The following is an 18114-nucleotide window of genomic DNA, read 5'->3' as shown; positions in this document are numbered from 1 at the left end:
GTGGATTGCCTCATGATCAGGGCTGCATATAGTGAAATAAACTCAATCTCGGCTAGCAAAAGCCAAAATACCCGCCTATAACGCAAGAAAATTGTAAGAGAGCCACAACATAGCAACGAACAAAATGGCAATTTCCGTGAGGCTGAATTTGAACATGACCGTCCCCTATCATCATGATGAATACACCATACGACTCATCAGCCAATACCATGAATCAGGGAATGTCTGGTTTGCGTGTCAGACGATTCTGAAGCATTGATTAGTTATCCAGGCTGCAAATCAACAACACTCAACATTGGCCTCAAGCTCAAGCCATACCAAGTTATAAAGCCTATTCCATATCACATGCCTGTTAAGCGCTGTGACAATTTGCCACATTCATCAAGCCAGCTCTTGCCTCTATTATTTGACGCTGCCTAGAAAATGGTTTTTCACGCTAGGTAGGACATGAAAGTTTTGAATAAAAACATTTGGAGAAAGGTAATGATGAAGAAATTTATATTGGCCGGAATCATGGCGCATGCCATGCTTTCCACTGCTGTCCATGCAGCTGAGGCAAATGCGGGCCAGACTCTGGCAAAAAAGAGTGGCTGCTTTGCTTGCCATAATGTCGATAAGAAAGTGCTGGGGCCTTCTTATAAGGATGTCGCGGCCAAATACAAAAATGACAAAGGCGCAGAAGCCAAACTTGTAGCCAAGATTAAAGCGGGCGGTAGTGGTACATGGGGTGATATGCCAATGCCACCAAACTCCCACGTCAAAGATGAAGACATTAAAACCATCGTTGAGTGGATATTGACACTGTAATCAGCTTCCAACAGCTACAGTCACTGGTACTTCAGCGATCAGTGGCTGTTGTTGCTCCGTCCATAAATATCGCTTTCCTCTGGCATTCACTCACTGATTGCCGATAAATCAAGTTAGGCATCGCTCATCATCCAGGGCTTGGTGGACATCATCCTTCATTGCACGCAATAATTCAGTCATGAACTCTGCCACCTCACGTTACCTACACTACCCCAAGCCCGGCTTATTCAGCACCCTATTGATGACATTGTCGATCGTACTGTTCAGTTTCGACATCAGAGCTGAAACCCTGACTGGCAAAGTCATCCATATTGCAGATGGCGACACCGTGACCATCATGGTCAACAAGAGCCAGCACAGGATCAGGTTACTTGGCATAGACGCCCCCGAAAAAACACAGGCCTATGGCAAGCAATCACGAGTAGCGCTTAATCGCGCCATCAATGGCAAGTATGTCACGGTGGAATGGAACAAGCGGGATGATTATGGTCGCATCATCGGCAAGGTGGTTTATAACGGAATAGATATCAACTTACAGCAAATCCAGAAAGGCATGGCTTGGCACTATACATATTTTGAGCGCGAGCAGGAGCCAGAAGATCGCTCACGCTATGCCCAGGCAGAATATCAGGCCCAGCGTGACAAGCTGGGATTATGGCAAGATGCCAAGCCGACACCGCCGTGGCAATATCGTCGCTCACGGCCATGACCAAGCTTTACTGCGTCAGCGCATCCTGATAATCGTGCAGGTATTTGGTTGAGAGCTGCTGCTTTTCCTGCTGACTGAGTATCTTGCCTGCCATTTGGAAAAATTTGCGCTCTTCCTCTTCTAAATGATGTAACACCTTGTGGTGCAACTCCTTGGCATGTACCAGCCATGCTGGAGAAGAAAGCTCTGTCTCATTCAGCAACTCTAGAATTTCGTCAATTTCATGATGCTCAGCAATACCATGGCGCGACGGCTCGATTCCATTGTCATCCAGCATGATGGGGCGATAGAAATGTCGCTCTTCTGCCCTCTCATGCGCAGCCAACTCAACTTGTATTTCCTGGAATAACGCTTTGCGCTCAGGGGTATCACCGCTAGTAGCAACCAATTGCTCCAGCAGCTCGCGTTGGCGATCATGGCTTTGTCGCAAGGCTTCGAAGATATTCATGTGCTTACCCCTGAGGAATGTGTCAGCAACACCTTATCAGGGAACCAGCTGGCAGCCAGTCAGCGCCTATCTAGAATGATTGTCGGATAATTCTTAGGAGCTTGAGGATCAGGAGCCAACTTGGGTCTTGACGTATTTCTTCATCAACGAACCCTGCTCACGCTTCCAGTCTTTTTCTTTCTCGGTATGACGCTTGTCGTATTGTTTTTTACCCTTGGCAAGACCAATCTGCACCTTGATTCGACCACGCGTGTAATGCATATCCAGCGGCACCAGGGTATAGCCTGCACGCTCGACCTTGCCGATCAATTTGACAATCTGTTCAGAATGCAACAGCAACTTGCGCGTGCGGATGGCATCAGGACGTACATGGGTAGAAGCTGAGCCCAGCGGGGTCACATGGCAGCCAATCAGGTAAATTTCGCCGCGCTGGATAATGACGTAGGCCTCTTTTAGCTGGATGCGATTTTCACGGATCGCCTTCACTTCCCAGCCTTCCAGCACAATCCCGGCTTCGTATTTTTCTTCGATGAAATAATCGTGAAAGGCTTTTTTGTTCTGGGCAATGCTCATGGTATTAATGACTTAAATGATGAGGTCAAGGTTCCGCGGCGCGTGCTTGCTAGCGATACGACATAAAGTCAATTCGCGGCATATTTTGCTAGTATCGGGAAAATATGACTTAAAATTGGCATTTTACTCTAGATCGCAACACGAATGGCACAGGTTGAAAAAACAGTCTTGGTGGGACACTCGGTGGAGCGCATGTTTCACTTGGTAGACAATGTGAAGGCTTATCCAAGCTTTCTACCTTGGTGTGGCGGCGTGGATCTGCACCGTCAGGATGAAGTGGTGACTGAAGCTACATTGCATATTGACTATCACGGCATCAAACAGAATTTCACCACAGAAAACCTCAAGACATTCCCGACAGACATGAAGATTCAGCTAAAAAGCGGGCCATTCAGGCACCTTGAAGGCTTCTGGCGCTTTACCCCACTAGCCGAGGATGCCTGCAAGGTAGAATTCACATTGCACTATGAATTCTCCAGCTCCCTACTGGATCGATTGATTGCGCCTGTGTTTAGCCACATTGCCAATACGTTTGTCGAAGCCTTTGTGCAGCAAGCTGACCTTCAGCCCCTATCGCCATGAGTAGCAGATTTTCGATTGAAGTGGCTTATGCCTTGCCGGAAAAACAACTGATATTGCTTATTGAGGTAGAGCCTGGCACCACTGCACTTGAGGCCGCGCTACAATCCGGGATCAGTGAGCATTTTCCCGGCTTGGATATACGAGCGAGCAAATTGGGGATATTTAGTGAGCCTGTGACAGCAGATACCGTATTGCAGCCGGGCGACAGGCTTGAAATTTATCGCCCATTACAAGCCGACCCCAAATTGGCAAGACGCAACCGAGCGAAGCAAACTGCTACCGCCAGGAAAATACAGCGCAAAGCCCCGCCAGTTTCAATCAGAACGCGTTAGTGCCTGATGTAGCGAGCTTAATAGCAACGCTATCAATTATCCTCACCAGTACAATACTGCTTCACTTCCTTGGTCGCATCTTCCAGGCCTTGCTGTATATCTTCGTCGCCAAGATACTCCCGCTCACCCTGAGCGTTCATCTTGTAAATGCGCCCGCCTATCTTGAAGTTCTGGTAGTTGGCCTTGGCATTCTGGCAGTTAATACGCCTGGCATCCTCTTCAGATTTTTTCTTGTCATCGTTGCGCCGTTCCTGCTCAGCATCTATTTGGCGACGCAAGGCGGCGGCGTTCCGCATTGCCTGCGAGTCAGCGCCAGCAGCGGGAGCTGAAGTGGTTTTAGGCGCAGAACGTACATTATCAACCACCTCATAAGGAATATTGCCCGGTGGTGGAGAATCAGCATAGAGGGTCACCCCCTTGTTGTCCTTCCACTTGTATACCTGGGCATCAGCCATCCACGGCAATATAAGCAACATGCCACATGCCAGCCATCGCGTTTTATTCATGCCTCCCCCGAACCATAACAATCCCGTCACACACTAAGCAGCTTCATCAGCGCCGTCAATAAAAACGACTACACCCACTCCATTATCGGCAAAATATCAGGGAGATTTACCGTTGCCACACTACCCGGTATAATTGCCTTTTGCCGGAAAGATATTCTATGCGTCTGTTGCAACAAGCGCTTACTTTTGACGATGTTTTACTGGTTCCCGCACACTCCAACGTGCTGCCCCGCGAAGTAAGCCTCGCTACCAAACTTACCCGTTCGATCACTCTCAATATCCCCTTGATTTCTGCCGCCATGGATACCGTGACGGAAGCCCCACTGGCCATTGCCTTGGCTCAGGAAGGTGGCATGGGGATTGTTCACAAGAACATGACCATTGCCGACCAGGCTGCGCACGTTTCCCGCGTGAAGCGTTTCGAATCTGGTGTCGTCAATGACCCGGTGACTATCCAGCCACACCTCACTGTGCGTGATGTCTTGGCATTGACTCGTCGCCACAAGATTTCCGGCTTACCGGTCGTGGACGGCAAAAATGTCGTAGGTATCGTCACTAACCGTGACCTACGCTTCGAGACCAATCTTGACCAAGCCATCTCCAACATCATGACGCCGCGCGAACGTCTGGTGACTGTGCGTGAAGGTGCAAGCCTGGAAGAAGCCACTGCACTGCTGCATAAGCACCGCCTGGAGCGTGTATTGGTCATCAACGATGCCTTTGAGCTAAAGGGCCTGATTACCGTCAAGGATATTCAGAAATCCAGCGACCATCCTAATGCCTGCAAGGATGAACAAGGTCGCCTGCGCGTTGGTGCTGCTGTTGGTGTAGGCGAAGGCACGGAAGAACGCGTAGCTGCATTGGCAGAAGCCGGTGTAGACGTGATCGTGGTTGATACCGCCCATGGCCATTCCCAAGGCGTGCTTGATCGTGTCAACTGGGTCAAGAAGAACTTCCCGCAAGTACAAGTCATTGGCGGCAACATCGCCACTGCCAGCGCGGCCAAGGCATTGGTTGATGCTGGTGCCGATGGCGTCAAGGTAGGTATTGGTCCTGGCTCCATCTGTACTACCCGAATCGTAGCCGGTGTTGGCGTGCCACAAATAACGGCAGTCAGCAATGTTGAAGAAGCCTTGCGTGGCACTGGTGTGCCATTCATTGCCGATGGCGGTATCCGCTTCTCTGGCGACATCTCCAAGGCAATTGCAGCAGGTGCATACTCTGTCATGCTGGGTGGCATGTTTGCCGGTACTGAAGAAGCGCCTGGCGAGATCGAGCTGTTCCAGGGCCGCTCCTACAAGTCCTACCGCGGCATGGGCTCCATCGGCGCCATGGAAAAAGGCTCCAGCGACCGCTACTTCCAGGACAACAATGGCAATGCCGACAAGCTGGTGCCTGAAGGTATCGAAGGCCGTGTGCCATACAAAGGCAGTGTCCTGGCCGTAATTCATCAATTGATGGGTGGCTTGCGCGCCTCCATGGGTTATGTCGGCTGCAGCACTATTGATGAAATGCGTAACAAAGCGGAATTTGTACAAATCACCGCCGCCGGGATGCGTGAATCCCATGTGCATGATGTACAAATCACCAAAGAAGCGCCTAACTATCGCGTCGACTAAGCACTGAGAAAGCCATGGCAACCGAAAAGACCACATCCATCCCCGCTTATACCATTCTTGGTGTCTTGCTGTTCGCGGGGCTGTGTGGTCTCGGCTACCAACTTTCTCACAGCGCACTGCAAATCAAGCAACTTGAGCGCACTGTGGAAGTCAAGGGACTTTCCGAGCGCGAGGTGAAGGCTGATATTGCAATCTGGCCGATTACCTTCAGCATTGCAGATAATGACCTCAGTGCCTTGTACCAGAACATCCAGAACAAGAACGCCAGTGTACTCGCCTTCCTGAAAAGCAACGGCTTCAATGCTGACGAAGCGAGCATTTCTGCACCTTCTGTTGTAGACAAGCAGGCTCGCGAATACGGCGACGCCGGTGCCAATTCCAAATACCGCTATACTGCCAGCTCCACCATTACGGTGTACTCCAGCCAGGTCGACAAGGTGAGAGACACCATGATCAAGGTCTCCGAACTGGGGCAACAAGGCATCCCGATTGCAGGCGATAGCTACAACACGCAATTCATTTACAGCAAGCTGAACGACATCAAGCCTGCCATGATTGAAGAAGCCACCAAGAGTGCGCGTGAATCAGCCAACAAGTTCGCCAAGGATTCTGACAGCACACTGGGCAAGATCAAGCGTGCAAACCAGGGCACGTTCAGCATTGAAAATCGTGATGCTGGCACCCAGCACATCAAAAAAGTCCGTGTAGTATCCACGGTAGAGTACTACCTTTCCGACTGATGCCAAGTGAGCCGATGCTACTTGGCTGTTTCCTTTCAACCTTATTCCCGCGCTTGAGCTTCCATGCAACAAAAAATTCTGATTCTTGATTTTGGCTCCCAATACACCCAACTGATTGCCCGCCGCATCCGCGAGGCAAATGTCTACTGTGAGTTGCATTCATGGGATGTCAGCGATGATTTCATCCGTGAATTCAACCCAGCTGGCGTCATTCTTTCCGGCGGCCCTAACTCGGTTTACGAGGATGAAACACCTCGTGCACCACACAGCGTGTTTGAGCTGGGCGTACCCGTATTAGGCATTTGCTATGGCATGCAAACCATGGCAGCCCAACTTGGAGGCTCAGTGGAAAATGCAGCCAAGCGTGAATTTGGCTATGCCGAAATCCGTGCCCAGGGCCACTCTGCCTTGCTCAAGGATATTCAGGACAAAAGCAATGCAGAAGGTCACGGCCTGCTGGATGTCTGGATGAGCCATGGCGACAAGGTCACAGCCTTGCCGGAAGGCTTCAAGATCATTGCCAGCAACAGCTCCACCCCGATTGCAGGCATGGCGGATGAAAGCCGCCGCTTCTATGCCGTGCAGTTCCACCCAGAAGTGACTCATACCAAGCAAGGCAAGGCTCTGCTCAACCAATTCGTACACGGCATCTGTGGCTGCGACCAAAGCTGGAATATGCCAGATTACGTGGCAACCGCCGTACAACGCATCCGTGATGAAGTAGGCAGTGACGAAGTCATCCTCGGACTTTCCGGCGGTGTTGATTCCTCAGTGGCTGCGGCCCTGATCCACCGTGCGATTGGCGACCAGTTGACCTGTGTATTCGTTGATAACGGCCTATTGCGTCTTAATGAAGCCGAGCAAGTGATGGAAACCTTCGCCAAGAACCTTGGCGTCAAGGTGATCCACGTCGATGCCAGTGCAAAATTCCTCGGTGACCTGGCTGGAGTCAGCGACCCGGAAGCCAAGCGAAAAATCATTGGTCGTGAATTTGTAGAAGTATTCCAGCAAGAATCCGCAAAACTAGCACAAGCCAAGTGGCTGGCCCAAGGCACGATTTATCCCGATGTGATTGAATCCGCCGGTGCCAAGACCAAGAAAGCCCACACCATCAAGAGCCATCACAACGTAGGCGGCCTGCCTGATACCTTGAAGCTGCAATTGCTGGAACCATTGCGCGAACTATTCAAGGACGAAGTACGCGAACTGGGTGTAGCGCTTGGCCTGCCACACGAGATGGTCTACCGTCACCCCTTCCCTGGCCCTGGCCTTGGGGTACGTATCCTGGGTGAGGTAAAGCGTGAATACGCTGATCTGCTGCGCCGTGCTGACCATATATTCATCGAAGAGCTGCGCAACACCAAGGATGCCGATGGCAAATCCTGGTACGACAAGACTTCACAAGCTTTCGCCGTGTTCCTGCCAGTCAAGTCCGTAGGCGTAATGGGCGATGGCCGCACCTATGATTATGTAGTCGCGCTGCGTGCTGTTGTCACCACTGATTTCATGACTGCACACTGGGCTGAACTGCCTTACGACCTGCTGGGCAAGGTATCCAACCGCATTATCAATGAAGTACGTGGTATCAACCGCGTGGTATACGACATCTCTGGCAAGCCACCAGCAACCATCGAATGGGAGTAATGGCTACACATCGCCACCCACGCCTGCTTGCCTAGCTTCAGAAAACCGAGAACAAAACGATGAGCACAAAATCCATTATCCTCACCGGCGATCGCCCTACCGGCCCGCTGCATTTAGGCCATTTCGTTGGCAGCCTGCGTAATCGCGTGCATTACCAGCATGAATACAAGCAATATGTCATGCTGGCTGATGCACAGGCCCTCACCGATAATATGGACGACATTGACAAGGTGCACCGCAATGTTATTGAGGTGGCATTGGATTATCTCGCTGTCGGCATTGATCCCAAGCTCTCGACGATTTTCATCCAATCGCAAGTGCCCGAGCTTACCGAGTTGGCGTTCTATTACCTCAACCTGGTGACTGTTGCACGCCTGGAGCGCAACCCGACGGTGAAGGAGGAAATCCGCCTGCGTGATTTCGAGCGCGACATCCCTGCTGGCTTCCTGACTTACCCCGTGAGCCAGGCTGCAGACATCACTGCTTTCAAGGCAACCCTGGTGCCGGTGGGTGAAGACCAGATCCCGATGATCGAGCAGACCAACGAGATCGTCCGTCGCTTCAACCGCCAGTATAAGAACCCCAGCACCAAGGCAGAAATCCTGGTGGAAACCAAGGCCCTGGTGCCAGAAATCGGCCGCCTACCCGGCATTGATGGCAAAGCCAAGATGAGCAAGTCACTCGGTAACGTCATCAATCTTGGCGCTAGCGCTGATGAAGTCAGCAAAGCAGTGAAGAAAGTCTACACCGATCCGCTACACCTCAAGATTGAAGACCCAGGCCATGTAGAAGGCAACATCGCGTTCACCTACCTCGATGCCTTCGATACCGACAAGGCTGCAGTGGCTGAACTCAAAGCCCATTACATGCGCGGAGGCCTCGCCGACAGCATTGTGAAAAAGCGCTTGGAGGCGGTATTGCAGGAAATGCTGGAACCTATCCGTACGCGTCGTGCCGAACTCGCTGAAGACAAGGGCTACATTCTGCAATTACTGCGCGAAGGTACCGAACAAGCGCGTGAGGTCGCAGCCAACACCATGGATGAGGTCAAGGCTGCCTTGGGGTTGAATTACTTTTAACACCGAAACAGACTTGCTCTCTTGTAAACAAAAACGCCCGGCAGAACCGGGCGTTTTTTATATTCGTTTGGAATAAATTAATCGGTATTACATCAAGTTTTACAATCAAATACCGTTAGCAGAACTGACATGAATGTTTTCGATCAGTTCTTTTACCAAGCCAACACAGCACTTCCATTTATCACAGGCTTTTATGACCTCTGGATGGTCGCCTTATCCATCCTGGTAGCCATTACTTCATCCATCATTGCCCTGCAGCTCTCCCGTATGTCGCTGGCGCAATCTTCCACACTAGGCAAGAGACTCATTGTATTGGCAGGCGCTGTCGCTCTCGGTGCAGGGATATGGTCCATGCATTTTATCGGCATGATGGCATACCAGCTCTGTTTCCAGATTCGCTACTTTCCAGGCCTCACGATACTATCAATACTGCCAGGCATCTTTGCCTCGTGGTATGCCCTATCTTTGCTAACGAGGGATCACGTCAGCCTCCTACGCTTGATCACAGGAGGCATCGTCGTGGGCACTGGCATTGGCATGATGCATTACAGCGGCATGCTGGCAATGAATATGACACCATTACTACGCTTCAATGTAGCTGGCTTTCTGATTTCATTACTCGTGGCCATTTCACTGGCTACACTTGCTTTATGGGTGGTGTTCTACCTCAAGCGTAACAAAATTCGTCCGCTATCTTCGCTACTGTTAGGCGGCATCCTGATGGGATGCGCTATTGCAGCCATGCACTATACTGGCATGGCGGCTGCGGTATACATCGGTGAAGCAGACCCCTTCTTTGATCCGTCACAGAACAAAACCGACGCCCTCGGGCTCAGCATTGCAATAGTCACTATCCTAATCGGTATCTTGGCCATTGTTTCTAACCTGCTGTTTCGCTATCGCCAGCTCCTGCAAAGCCTGACGGCAAGCGAAACCCGCTTGACTACTATTCTGGACAGCGCCGTAGATGGCATCATCACCGTTGACGCACAGGGCAACATCCACTCATTCAACCTTGCAGCAGAAAAATTATTTGGCTGGAACATGGTAGACATATTGGGCAAGAAAGCGACTCTACTCATGCCTGCCCACTATCATGCGATCTATGATGGATTATTATCCAGATACCTTGCAACCGGTAAGAGTACGATCTTGGGCAGCAATCAAGAAGTCCAGGGGTTACGCAAAAACGGGGAAATCTTTCCTGCCACCATCTCCATGAACAAGGCGATGATTGCCGGTGAAATGCTGTTTGTCACTTTCATCAGTGATATCACGGCACAGAAGCGTACTGAAGCCAAGATCAAAGAACAGCATGACCAAATCAACTCGCTTATGTCGAACATGCCAGGCATCACTTTCCGCTGCAAATTTGATGCCAAATGGACCATGTTGTTGATCAACGATGCAGTGAGAAACATCACTGGATGGTCGGCCAGTGAGTTTATGAATGGCACGATCTTTTTCGCTGATATCACACATCCTGATGATGCCGTACGTATTCATGACGAAATTTCGCAAGCACTACTCAGTGAAAACCACTACTCGATTGAATACCGGATTTATGACAAACATGGTCATGAACATTGGGTTGCAGAAACAGGAAGTGGCGTTCGTGATGAAACAGGCAATCTCATTTGGCTGGACGGCGTCATTATCGATACGACGGAAAGCAAGCTACGCAATGCCGAGTTCGAGAGCGTGGTCAAGGCCATGAACTATGCTACCAGCATGGCCGAATTCACCATTGATGGCTACATCATCCATGCCAATGCCAACTTCCTGCACGTCACCGGCTATCAATTGCATGAGATCGTCGGCAAGCATCATGCAATTTTCTGCACTCCTGAAACCCAACCCAGCCAAGCCTATCAAGATAAATGGCGCGCATTGCGTGCTGGAGAATATGTACAGGGCGAATATCTGAGATTAGCCAAGGATGGTCGCCATATTTGGATCAATGCGTATTACAGCCCCGTATTTGATGTCGATGGCCAGGTAAGCAAAATCATCATGTCTATGATCGATATCAGCGAGCGCATCAGCATGGAAAATGACCTCAAAGTGGCCAAAGAACGTGCTGAGCAAGCCTCCAGCGTCAAATCCTCTTTCATGGCCAACATGAGCCATGAAATCCGCACGCCAATGAACGCGATCATCGGCTTTAGTGATGTCCTGCTTGACTCCCCTATGCCAGAAGAACAACGGCATTACTTGAACACCATCAGCATGTCTGCAAAATCCTTGCTGCACTTGCTCAATGACATTCTAGATAGCGCCAAGCTGGAAAAAGGCAAACTGGAATTGGAAATGCTGGACTTTGGCCTGACAGAGCTCGTCGACAACGTTATCTCGACGCTGTGGATACAAGCGCGACGTAAAGGCATTGAGTTGAAGCTTGATATTGCCCCCGAGGTGAAAGGCAGCTTCCATGGCGCCCCGGATCGCATTCGCCAAGTGCTGATGAACTTACTAGGTAACGGCATCAAGTTTACTGAGCAAGGCCATGTGATGCTAAAGATACAACGACTTGATGACCAAACACTGCAGTTTGATGTTGAAGACACTGGGATTGGCATTGCCGCTGATCGACTGGAAAGCATCTTCGAACCATTCACACAAGCGGATGCCTCGATGAGCCGCCGCTTTGGCGGCACTGGACTGGGCAGCACCATTAGCAAACAACTGATAGAACTGATGGGAGGCAGCCTCACAGCAACAAGTAGCATTGGCCAGGGCAGCTGCTTCACCGTTATATTGCCACTTGTCAGCGTGCAAGATCCAGCGCCTACCTTAGAGGCGATACAGCATCAGCTACCCCCCTTGCATATCCTGGTGGCAGATGATATCCAGCAAAACATAGAATTGCTCACCGTGTTACTCAGCAAAGGGGGACACACGATCAACATAGCCCGAGATGGTGCCGAAGCTGTCCTACTTTTTCAAAAAGAACAATTCGACCTGATCCTGATGGATGTACAAATGCCAGGCATGGATGGATTGATTGCCTCCTCCAACATTCGCTTGATTGAAGCCCAACGCAAGCAGGCCCACACCCCGATTATCGCCCTAACGACCAGCGTACTGGCCGAAGACCGCATTGCAGCCAAGCAGGCCGGCATGGATGGTTTTGCCAGCAAGCCCATCAACATGGCCGCATTGACGACAGAAATTATCCGTGTACTGGCATTGGACATACCAAGCGCCAACGCCATCAAGCATGAACCTTCGCGGCAAGATGACACAGCGAGCATTCGCATGGATAAAGGCATCGCGCTCTGGGGAGATCGAGATATATACCTGCATGAATTGCAACGTTTCAGCACTGAAACCCTTGCACATGGGACACATTTCAGGGAGTTGCTAGAGCTAAAAGATTATGCCGGTATCCGTAGTTTTTCCCACGCGGGCAAAGGCGTCAGTGGCAACCTTGCGCTAGACACGCTATATAAGTTGTATGGACAGATAGAATCACTTTCCCTGATCAAAGACCACAGCGCTTTGACACAAAAGCTTATCAACTTGGAGCAAGCACACGCCGATTTCCGCGTGCAATTGAGCATTCTCAATGCTTCATCGTTGGGCAAACATACACCGTCAATAGCGCCTGAATGTACATTGGCTGAACTACAGGGACGTTTATCAATACTGCACACACAAGCCTCCCAAGCAGAACTGAATGACCAGCTACTTGAAAAACTATTAAGCCAGGCACCAGCAGATTATCTCAGTGAGATCAGAAAGATTGCCCAGGCATTCAACGAGTTTGAATTCGAACAGGCACAAGTATTGATTAGCACATTGCAACAGGCATTGGCTGTAGAGGAATCTTGATGACACACGCGACTCACCTTGCACCACGTATTCTGGTTGTAGATGACGAAACCACGAACCTGAAAATCCTGCGCCAGATTCTGCAAAACGATTATCGATTGAGCTTTGCCAAAAATGGCAAGGATGCGTTGACGCTTGCCCAGCGTGAAGCTCCCGACATGATACTGCTCGACATCATGATGCCGGACATGACAGGGTTTGAAGTATGTGCAGCATTGAAAAGCGACCCAACCACCCGCAGGATTCCGGTGATCTACGTCACGGCACTCCACGATGATCTGGATGAGGCAAAAGGCTTTGAAACCGGGGCAGTGGATTATCTGACAAAACCAGTCTCGGCCAGCATTACGCGAGCAAGAATCAAAACCCACCTTTCGTTGGTGCAGACAGAAGAACTCAAGCAAACCTATGCACAGCTGATAGACCGCCTGGGGCGTGCCGCCGAATACAAGGACAATGAAACCGGCCTACATGTCATGCGCATGAGCCATAGCTGCAAAATTATTGCCCTCAGCATGGGATTCACTGAAACCTATGCTGAAGATTTACGCCAAGCGGCCCCCATGCACGATATTGGCAAAATAGGCATCCCGGACAACATCCTGCTCAAGCCTGGAAAGCTGGACGAAGAAGAGCTACGCATCATGCGACAGCACCCAGAAATCGGTGCCGCCATTCTCGGCGAGTCAAACTCCCCCTTGCTAGAGTTGGCGCGCTCACTGGCCCTCACCCATCACGAGAAATGGGATGGCAGTGGCTATCCACACGGACTCAAAGGTAATGACATTCCCATCGAGGGCCGCATCGTGGCAATTGCCGACGTATTTGACGCCCTCACAAATAGCCGTCCTTACAAGAAAGCCTGGCCAATAGAAGAGGCTCTCACTTTCATCCAGTCACAAAACGGCAAGCATTTCGACCCAGATGTTGTCGATGCCCTGATGCGCTGCGTCGATGACATCATTGCCACAACGGCAGATTGGCGTGAAGTGTAACGACGCTATCGTGTCAGGAATTTGTTTCACGTCTTCTCAATCTATTGCGCACCACCAAATGGAAGAAATATAATAACCATTATCATTTATAATCAAGGCTACGCAGGACTCTCTCGTGCCAGACGCAAACCTTACCCTGCATCAAGAAGTACACAGCCTGTATGTGGATCACCACCATTGGCTACAAGGCTGGATCAGGCGCAAGCTGGGCAGCACACTAGATGCCACAGATATTGCACAAGATGTCTTCATGCGCTTGCTATTGCGCAAACAGCCCATTCAAGCCCATCAACCGCGCGCCTTTCTCTCCACCATTGCGCATGGACTCGTTGTAGAGCACTGGCGTAGACGGGAATTAGAACTAGCATGGCTTGAAACCCTGACCACATTACCTGAGGCAGAAACACCAGCCCTTGAGCATCGCCTGATATTCCTTGAAACGCTGATTGAGATTGATCGCATGCTGGATAGTTTGAAGCCAGCCATACGCACGGCCTTCCTCATGGCGCAACTAGATGGACTCACCTGCCCGCAGATCGCCCAGCAGCTAGGGCTTTCCCTGGCTACCGTGGAGCGCTACATCGCCAAGGCATTACGCCACTGCTATGCCCTTCGCTTTGAATCATAAAACCGTCGAGGCTTGATTGTGGGAAAGATCGCTTCCAACCCAGAGATGGTAGCCCCATTGCCTGATACGGTGATTGATGCCGCCATCACTTGGTCGATCAAACTCAATTACAACCACGCCACTCAGCAAACTCTTCTGCAATTCAATGACTGGTTACAAGCGAATCCCATGCATGCCTGTGCCTGGGAGCGCATCAATAGTTTGGGCGATCCTTTTGCCAAGGCCAGCATTCCTGCCAGTCTTGTGCTATCAACACTGGAGCAAACAGAGCGCAAACGCCAGCAGCACTTGCTCAAGCGCCGGAAAACCATACAGCTTATGTCTCTCGCTGGCATTATCTTGGGTAGCGGCTGGGGCATTCGCAGCTATACCCCTTGGCAACGCCTGGTGGCTGATGCCAGCACACGTGTAGGTGAACAACAAACACTGCAACTGGCAGATGGCACGGCTCTCACCCTCAATACAGACACCGCGGTACGCATTGAGATGACAGGCCAGCACCGCATCATCATGCTGTTGCGTGGTGAAATCATGGTATCCACGGGCCAAGATGCCAGCCAGCCCAATAAACGCCCATTCCTGGTATATACCCCTTTTGGCAAGCTTGAAGCGTTAGGCACCCGTTTCATCGTGCGCCTGACCAGCGATGCCGCCCTGATCACTGTACAAGAGCATGCCGTTGCGTTATACCCCGCCCAGGGCGCCAGCTACATCGTCAAGGCTGGAACGAGCCAATGGTTGCGTGACCAGGGAACTGAGCCTTTTATCTCGCAGGGCTTCGATGCTGGCAGTTGGGCCGATGGCGTGATTTCAGGTAAGAACATCCGACTGGGAGATTTGATGATGGAATTAGCCCGCTATCGCAATGGCTATATCCATTGCGATAGCCAGGTGGCCGATCTCCGAGTGTCTGGTCTGTTCCATATCAAGGATACAGATCAGGCGCTGCAATTCATTGCCCATACCCAGCCCATCACCCTGACTTACCGCACCCGCTTCTGGGTCAGCGTAGGGCCTGCCCACACTCATTCCACCCAGTCATAAAAAATTTCAGAAAAACTGAGGGGATTGGCAATCTCAATCGGCCTACCAGATAGAAGCATTTCATGACTCACTATCTTGTAGAAAGATTCACATGACAAACAAACACCATACCCACACGACGCAGCCCAAGCTGGTCATGCGCAAACTTGCTATTGCCATGCTTGGCATCAGCATCGGTACAACCACCCTTGCTTGCACTGCCTGGGCAGCCACCAGCCAGGAATCACAAGCAGGTAATAGCAACACCCAGGAGTACCACATTCCAGCAGGTGCGCTGGATACTGCGCTGAACCAGTTTGCAAAAGCAGCTGATATTAACCTCAGTTACGAGGCTCCCCTATTAGAAAAACTCACTACGGCTGGCATCAAAGGTCGCTATACCGTTACCTCCGGGCTGGCAGTGTTGTTGAACGGTAGTGGGCTTGAAGCTGTGGCCCAGACAGGTGGAGGCTATATCTTGCGCAAAGCCTCCGTGATCCAGGGTGATGCACAAGGCAAGACCCTGCCGATAGTCGACGTACAAGCTGCTCGCGATGTTGCCAGCAGTGCCCTGCCTGCTGAATATGCTGGTGGGCAGACTGCACGCGGAGGCAAGATAGGCCTACTAGGCAATAAGGACAATCTGGATACGCCGTTCAGCGTCACCCAATACACTGCCAAGCTGATCGAAGACCAGCAAGCGCAGAGCATTGGCGATGTCCTGGTCAATGACCCCTCTATCCGCAATACCTACTCCCGCAGCTCCGGGCGGGACGAATTCAACATCCGCGGCTTTACCCTGTTCAATTACGACGTACTCTTCAATGGCTTGCATGGTGTTTCTCCACGCAACACGGGATCACTCATCGGGATTGAACGCGTTGAACTCCTGCGCGGGCCTAATGCGTTGCTGAATGGCATGGCCCCCGCTGGCTCGGTAGGCGGCTCCATTAACCTTGTGCCCAAGCGCGCAGGCGCAACCCCGCTTAACCGCCTCACAGTGTCTTATATGGATGACAGCCAATTAGCGACACATATCGACATTGGCCGCCGCTTCGGGTCAGAGCAACAAATGGGTATCAGATTCAACGCCATCACCAGCAACGGTGATACCGCCGTCGACAACGTCAAGGAAAACCTGGATGCCATGGCACTTGGCGTAGATTTCCAGGGTGAGCGCTTTCGTATTGAAGGCGATGTCAATTACCAGCATCGCAACACTCAAGGTCGCGGTGCTCTACTCTTTGCGGCCTCAGGCTTTAAAATTGGCTCGGCGCCGGATGCAGATAAAAACCTCATCCAGAAATGGACCTACTGGAAAACCAATGAAGTCTCTGGTGCATTACGGGCAGAGTTTGACGTCAGCAAAAACTGGACGCTCTATGGTGCACTCGGTGGACAAGAATACGACTTCAAAAGCTTGCAAACACAAATGCAACTTTTCACAACTCAAGGCAGCTTGCGTTATCGCCCCTATCGTCTTAATGAAGCCATTTCGACATTTTCTGCCGAAGCAGGCGTGAAAGGTAAATTGACTACCGGCACCATTGAGCATGATGTTGTTTTCAGCACTAGCAATTACTCGCAAGAAAACCGGCTATTACGCACACCTAATGTGAGTTTCACTAACACCAATATTTATAACATTCTGGAAACCGCTCAACCCAACCTCAGCTTATCGGGGAATTTGCCTAAAGTCGGTGAAACCAGATTACAAAGCCTAGCCATTGCTGACACCATCTCAATGTTGGATCGCAGATTACAATTGACTTTGGGTATGCGTCATCAACAAGTTGAGGTTTCTGGCTTCAATGGTGCCACAGGCATCAGAACTGCTCACTATGACAAATCTGACTTAACACCTGCGATTGCAGTATTAATCAAGCCAACAGCGCAACTCTCTTTCTATGGCAACTATATTGAAGCGCTGAATCAAGGCTCCACCGCCCCAACAGGTGCAGTAAATGCGGGGCAAATCTTCTCACCCGCAGTATCCAAGCAACGCGAAGCTGGCGTGAAATATGATGCCGGTCGTTTTAGCACCACGCTGAGTGCATTTGAGATTACCAAGCCCAGTGGCTTAACTAATCCCAACACATTGCGCTTCAGCATGAATGGTGAGCAGCGCAATCGCGGCATTGAGCTCCTGACTCAGGGTGAAGTTGCCGACCACGTCCGTGTATTGGGTGGCCTGGCCTGGACCCAGGGCAAGCTGACAAAAACTGAAGATGGTACCAATGACGGCAACATCGCGCCTGCCGTGCCCAAGTTTCAATTAAACCTTGCTGGTGAATGGGATGCGCCCTTCCTGCCAGGCCTGACCTTGACAGCGCGCATGCTGCATACCAGCATGCAATATGTCGATGCGGGCAATACACAAAACCTACCCTCATGGAACCGCTACGACCTGGGTGCACGTTATGCATTCGTTGCAGGCAAAACCCCGATCACTGTCAGGGGTACCATAGAAAACCTGTTCGACAAAAACTATTGGTTGTCTGCAGCCCGTGAAGGATTAACTATTGGAGCCCCCCGTACTGTCCTGCTCTCCGTTTCTGCAGATTTCTAACCCTGCTTAACCTCCTGGGCGCTACA

16 protein-coding genes are annotated in these 18114 nt (G+C 50.9%); 13 read left to right on the top strand and 3 right to left on the bottom strand.

What is annotated here, in order from left to right:
• The first annotated feature begins 513 nt into the window (after window positions 1-513).
• Window positions 514-807, top strand: a complete 294-nt coding sequence (locus tag LG202_RS03050) for a c-type cytochrome (RefSeq protein ID WP_459724647.1) — start codon at window positions 514-516, stop codon at window positions 805-807.
• 178 nt (window positions 808-985) lie between these two features.
• Window positions 986-1516, top strand: coding sequence for a thermonuclease family protein (locus LG202_RS03045; protein WP_230346945.1), 531 nt, complete (start codon window positions 986-988; stop codon window positions 1514-1516).
• 7 nt (window positions 1517-1523) lie between these two features.
• Here LG202_RS03045 and LG202_RS03040 read toward each other — a convergent pair whose 3' ends face one another.
• Both LG202_RS03040 and smpB read right to left on the bottom strand, forming a co-directional pair.
• A complete protein-coding gene (locus LG202_RS03040) occupies window positions 1524-1964 on the bottom strand; it encodes a hemerythrin domain-containing protein (protein WP_230346944.1) in 441 nt (146 codons plus the stop codon).
• 108 nt (window positions 1965-2072) lie between these two features.
• A complete protein-coding gene (gene smpB / locus LG202_RS03035; protein WP_230346943.1) occupies window positions 2073-2537 on the bottom strand; it encodes an SsrA-binding protein SmpB in 465 nt (154 codons plus the stop codon).
• A 144-nt stretch (window positions 2538-2681) separates the two neighbouring features.
• Between smpB and LG202_RS03030 the strand changes: the two genes are divergently transcribed.
• Together LG202_RS03030 and LG202_RS03025 are read left to right on the top strand one after the other, a co-directional pair.
• Window positions 2682-3119: a type II toxin-antitoxin system RatA family toxin gene (locus LG202_RS03030; RefSeq protein ID WP_230346942.1), complete on the top strand. Its 438-nt coding sequence runs from the start codon at window positions 2682-2684 to the stop codon at window positions 3117-3119.
• Window positions 3116-3451: an RnfH family protein gene (locus LG202_RS03025; RefSeq protein ID WP_230346941.1), complete on the top strand. Its 336-nt coding sequence runs from the start codon at window positions 3116-3118 to the stop codon at window positions 3449-3451. Before LG202_RS03030 ends, LG202_RS03025 begins: the two co-directional genes overlap by 4 nt.
• Window positions 3452-3483: 32 nt before the next feature.
• On the opposite strand, the gene LG202_RS03020 is transcribed toward LG202_RS03025, so the two are convergent.
• Window positions 3484-3957: a DUF4124 domain-containing protein gene (locus tag LG202_RS03020; RefSeq protein ID WP_230346940.1), complete on the bottom strand. Its 474-nt coding sequence runs from the start codon at window positions 3955-3957 to the stop codon at window positions 3484-3486.
• Window positions 3958-4115: 158 nt separating this feature from the next.
• Between LG202_RS03020 and guaB the strand changes: the two genes are divergently transcribed.
• From guaB to LG202_RS02975, 9 genes are all read left to right on the top strand, one after another.
• Window positions 4116-5576: an IMP dehydrogenase gene (gene guaB, locus LG202_RS03015; protein ID WP_230346939.1), complete on the top strand. Its 1461-nt coding sequence runs from the start codon at window positions 4116-4118 to the stop codon at window positions 5574-5576.
• 14 nt (window positions 5577-5590) lie between these two features.
• Window positions 5591-6316 carry an SIMPL domain-containing protein gene (locus LG202_RS03010; protein WP_230346938.1) on the top strand — a complete coding sequence of 242 codons (726 nt, stop codon included), beginning with the start codon at window positions 5591-5593 and terminating at the stop codon, window positions 6314-6316.
• A 63-nt stretch (window positions 6317-6379) separates the two neighbouring features.
• Entirely contained in the window at window positions 6380-7960 is a 1581-nt protein-coding gene (gene guaA, locus LG202_RS03005; RefSeq protein ID WP_230346937.1) for a glutamine-hydrolyzing GMP synthase, read from the top strand.
• A gap of 59 nt (window positions 7961-8019) precedes the next feature.
• Window positions 8020-9039: a tryptophan--tRNA ligase gene (gene trpS / locus LG202_RS03000; protein WP_230346936.1), complete on the top strand. Its 1020-nt coding sequence runs from the start codon at window positions 8020-8022 to the stop codon at window positions 9037-9039.
• Window positions 9040-9168: 129 nt separating this feature from the next.
• Window positions 9169-12873: a PAS domain S-box protein gene (locus LG202_RS02995; protein ID WP_230346935.1), complete on the top strand. Its 3705-nt coding sequence runs from the start codon at window positions 9169-9171 to the stop codon at window positions 12871-12873.
• Window positions 12873-13868, top strand: a complete 996-nt coding sequence (locus LG202_RS02990; protein WP_230346934.1) for an HD domain-containing phosphohydrolase — start codon at window positions 12873-12875, stop codon at window positions 13866-13868. Before LG202_RS02995 ends, LG202_RS02990 begins: the two co-directional genes overlap by 1 nt.
• A gap of 115 nt (window positions 13869-13983) precedes the next feature.
• Window positions 13984-14496, top strand: a complete 513-nt coding sequence (locus LG202_RS02985) for a sigma-70 family RNA polymerase sigma factor (RefSeq protein ID WP_230346933.1) — start codon at window positions 13984-13986, stop codon at window positions 14494-14496.
• Between the two features lie 18 nt (window positions 14497-14514).
• Window positions 14515-15540 (top strand): FecR domain-containing protein, encoded by a 1026-nt coding sequence (locus LG202_RS02980; RefSeq protein WP_230346932.1) that lies wholly within the window; start codon window positions 14515-14517, stop codon window positions 15538-15540.
• A 91-nt stretch (window positions 15541-15631) separates the two neighbouring features.
• Window positions 15632-18088: a TonB-dependent siderophore receptor gene (locus LG202_RS02975; protein ID WP_230346931.1), complete on the top strand. Its 2457-nt coding sequence runs from the start codon at window positions 15632-15634 to the stop codon at window positions 18086-18088.
• Window positions 18089-18114 lie beyond the last annotated feature (26 nt).

The sequence above is a fragment of the Methylobacillus methanolivorans genome (genome assembly GCF_054588515.1).
The sequence above is the reverse complement of the archived record's forward strand: the minus strand, read 5'-3'. Positions and strand labels throughout refer to the sequence as shown.